At 46.2% G+C, this 3,831-nt stretch carries 4 protein-coding genes; 1 reads left to right on the forward strand and 3 read right to left on the reverse strand.

Annotation, left to right across the window (positions count from 1 at the left end):
• Positions 1 to 385: hypothetical protein (locus J7K63_00915; protein MCD6233588.1), on the forward strand; the 385-nt coding region annotated here is incomplete at its 5' end.
• A 65-nt stretch (positions 386 to 450) separates the two neighbouring features.
• Here J7K63_00915 and J7K63_00920 read toward each other — a convergent pair.
• From J7K63_00920 to J7K63_00930, 3 genes are all read right to left on the reverse strand, one after another.
• Entirely contained in the window at positions 451 to 1,860 is a 1,410-nt protein-coding gene (locus J7K63_00920) for an aminopeptidase (protein ID MCD6233589.1), read from the reverse strand.
• 117 nt (positions 1,861 to 1,977) lie between these two features.
• Positions 1,978 to 2,739: an NAD-dependent deacylase gene (locus J7K63_00925; GenBank protein ID MCD6233590.1), complete on the reverse strand. Its 762-nt coding sequence runs from the start codon at positions 2,737 to 2,739 to the stop codon at positions 1,978 to 1,980.
• Positions 2,726 to 3,685 carry a PhoH family protein gene (locus tag J7K63_00930; GenBank protein MCD6233591.1) on the reverse strand — a complete coding sequence of 320 codons (960 nt, stop codon included), beginning with the start codon at positions 3,683 to 3,685 and terminating at the stop codon, positions 2,726 to 2,728. The genes J7K63_00925 and J7K63_00930 overlap by 14 nt, the downstream gene beginning before the upstream one ends.
• Positions 3,686 to 3,831 lie beyond the last annotated feature (146 nt).

Raw genomic sequence — 3,831 nt, forward strand, 5'->3', positions numbered from 1 at the left:
ATTGACAGGTGTTGTTGTGATGATTATAAGCCTGATTATTATCATACCAGTAAACAAATCAGCCGTTTCACAGGAACGGACACGAGATGGGTGGGGAATCGTAACAGATCAAAATGATAATCCGGTTAATGAGGTTTTAGTTAAATTTTATCAGTACTATGGGCCAAATTATGAGAAAAGAAGGTTTTTCTCATCTACAATAACTGATACTTATGCAGGTTTGGTTGGTTGGTATGCCTGGGATGCGCCCGAAGGATATTATGACATCCTGGTGATGGAGAAAACTCAATATGAAGGTGGATGGATACAAACATGGTTAGTGCCCGGGAAATGGCCAAATGTCGTCAGAAATATTAAGTTTGGCATATATTCTACAAGTAAATAATATCTCAATTAATACTATATTTTAGCAAGTACACTTCCCAACTCATCATTCAACCATTTAATTCATCATTCATCATTCAGAACTGCCTGAAAGGCCCTATATGTCTCATACACATCCCCTTTACTCACTACCTCAAAGGGTGAGTGCATACCCAGGACCGGTACGCCGGCATCGATGACCTGCATCCCGTAATAAGCCATGAATTTGGCGATGGTTCCGCCGCCGCCTTCATCCACTTTTCCCAGCTCGGCCATGTGCCAGGTGATGTCATTTTCGTCAAATATTTTCCGTAGTGCGGCCACAAATTCCGCATTGGCTTCACTGCTTCCTGCTTTTCCTCGGACACCGGTGAATTTTGTCAATACAATACCACCGTTGATATATGAGGCGTTTTTCAAATCATGCACTTCTTTCCAGTCCGGATGGACCGCTGCATTTACGTCTGCGGACAGACACCGTGCATTAGACAGGGTCCGCCGAATTGAAGTGTAGCTGTCTTTGCCTTCCAGTGCTAAAATTTCTCCTACCACCATCTCCGGAAACCAGGTATTGGAACCGCTGGCACCTTCACTGCCGATTTCTTCCTTATCCATAAGAAAAACAAGGGCAGAGGTTTTTGGTTTTTCCACATCCAGAATTGCCCGGAGCGCCGTATAGGCACAGACCCTGTCGTCGTGTCCGTATCCGCCCAGCAGAGAGCGATCAAGTCCAACATCCCGGGATTTACCTGCCGGTACCAGCTCAACATCCGCACTCAAAAAATCGTCTTCGGCAATGCCGTATGTGTCTTTAAACAGTTTCAGAATATTCAGTTTAAACCGTTGATCCTGCTTTTCATCTTCACTGACGGGCAGACTGCCGGCAAGGATATTCAGTTTTTCACCGGGGATAAATTCGGTGGCTTTTTTCGTATTCTGAGCATTTGCCGCCAGGTGGGGCAAAAGATCGGCAATGGTAAAAACGGGATCGTTATCATCTTCACCGATCACGATGTTTTTTATACTCCCGTCTTTCATGGCAAAGGTCCCATGTAAGGCCAGCGGAATGGAGACCCAATGGTATTTCCGGATACCTCCGTAATAATGAGTTTTAAACATGACCAGATCCTGATCTTCATAAACCGGATACTGCTTCAGATCCAGTCGAGGTGAGTCCAAATGAGCTACAAGAATATGAACTCTATCCGTTAAGGCCTTTTCACCTTTCCGGTAGAGGGCAATGGATTTTCCGTGAAGAGGATAATAGAGTTTATCCGTCTTTTTCGGTGATCTTAGAATATTTTCAAATCCCTTGGATTCGGCCAGTTCAATTACATTCTGAACGGCTTCCCGCTCGGTTTTGGATGAATCCAGAAAAGATGCATATTCATTATTAAACGCAAAGACAGCTTCCAGGTCTTTCTGTTTGTCCCACACATTTTTCCGCGTGTGCAGAAGTTCGTCTAATGTATTATTCTGGTTTTCCTGTTCTTTCATAATGCCTCCATTTTTTATTGAACCGGCAAATTTACAATATTTCAGACTCCAATGTAAGAAGTGCTTGTGCTTTTGTATGTGTCCCGGAAAGGGGAAAGGTTTCAGAAAATCTCTGTTTCAGGATATTTCTCCGATTCTTTTTGTCAGGTCAGGCAGGATTTTCCCTGCCTTTCCCTGAAGATACACATCGGTGATGGCATGGGTATAAGCTGACGGTTCGGGATTGATCTCAATGATGGCTGCCCCGTGGGTTTTTGCCTGCCGGGGGATGGTGGAGGCAGGGACAACTTCTCCCGTGGTACCGATGACCAGAAAGACATCGGCAATCCGGGCTTCCTCCATTGAGGCTTCATAGGCCTTATAGGGAATAGCTTCCCCAAAGAAGATAAAATCCGGTTTCAAAATCCCGCCACAGGATTTACATACCGGCGGAAGTTGTTCGAGATAAGACGGTTCGAAAAGAACAACCTCACCGCATCGGGTACATTTGAGGCGGCCTGACGTTCCATGAAATTCAATGATATTCCGGTTCCCCGCCTGATGGTGAAGACTATCGATGTTTTGCGTGATCAGGGCCTGCAGATTTCCGGTTTTTTCCATCTCAGCCAGGCTTAGGTGTCCCGGATTGGGCTTAGCCCGGCCGAAAAAGTCATAAAAGATTTCTTTGATAAGTTTCCAGGTCTGTGCCGGATCCCGGTAGAAAGCATCCAGATCCAGGCATCCGGGATCATATCGTGACCATAATCCTTCTCTGCCTCGAAAAGGAGGAATACCACTCTCCACGGAAATACCGGCACCGGTGAATGCCGTCGTGTGTGTTGCATGGAGGATTAAACGAGCCGCTTTTTCCAGTTGGGAAGAAAGATCACTCAAGGTCATCCCCCGAGTCCGAATAGGCTTTAATGATCCGTTTGACCAGATGATGCCGGACCACATCCACTTCTGTCAGGTAGGTAAATCCAATCCCGTCGATATCCTTGAGAATATTTACGGCGTCCATGAGTCCGGACCGTTGCTTGGAGGGAAGATCGATCTGGGTAATATCCCCTGTAATAATGGCTTTGGAATTCACCCCGATGCGGGTCAGAAACATTTTCATCTGAAGGGGAGTGGTGTTTTGGGCTTCATCCAGGATGAGAAAGGCACTGTCCAGGGTTCGGCCGCGCATATACGCCAGGGGAACGATCTCAATAATTTTCTGTTCGAAAAAGACCTTGAGTTTTTCCGGACTGATCATGGTTTTCAGGGCATCGTAGAGGGGAGCCAGGTAGGGATCGATTTTTTCTTTCATATCCCCGGGGAGAAAGCCCAGATTTTCCCCGGCTTCCACGGCGGGACGGCTAAGAATGATTTTCCGGATTTCCCGGTTTTTCAACGCCGCCACAGCCATGGCCACGGCCTGATAGGTCTTGCCGGTCCCTGCCGGACCAATGGCAAACGTGATGTCATTCTCCGATGCAATCCGGTAATACTCCGCCTGTCCTGCTGTCCGTGGCCGGATGAGTCCGTTCGGTGTGAAAAGGATGATCGATTCCTCCGGGACGGAGTAAATAGAATCTGAATCATCTGCTTCAATATTGATAACGGTTTTTACATCCGATGGTTTGATATATTCTTTTTTGGGAATAAGCTGAATGAGCTGATTGAGGATATGGTGAATCCGTTCTACCTCAATGGGATCCCCAATGATTTTGATACTCTGTCCCCGGGCGATGATCTCCGCGTTAAAATGATCTTCCAGAATTTTTAAATTCTCATCATTCACACCCAGAAGGGCCAGGGGATCAAATCCCCGCATCAGTATTTCACGTCGTGTTTCTGCCATGCAACTCCTTTGTTTCCTTCAAAATTAAAATAAGTTATGTGAAAAAAGAAGTGATACCTCCATGGAAAGGGATTATCCGTGAGGATTCTCTACGTGCGGAATCCACCTGCTATATGTAAATTGCAGCAAAAACAGGTGACGATACC

Source organism: Candidatus Neomarinimicrobiota bacterium, assembly GCA_021157965.1.
Classification (GTDB): domain Bacteria; phylum Fidelibacterota; class Fidelibacteria; order Fidelibacterales; family Fidelibacteraceae; genus Fidelibacter.

Coding starts and splice junctions, on each gene's coding strand:
- J7K63_00920 (MCD6233589.1), bottom strand. CDS start 1,860: ATGAAAGAACAGGAAAACCAGAATAATACATTAGACGAACTTCTGCAC.
- J7K63_00925 (MCD6233590.1), bottom strand. CDS start 2,739: ATGACCTTGAGTGATCTTTCTTCCCAACTGGAAAAAGCGGCTCGTTTA.
- J7K63_00930 (MCD6233591.1), bottom strand. CDS start 3,685: ATGGCAGAAACACGACGTGAAATACTGATGCGGGGATTTGATCCCCTG.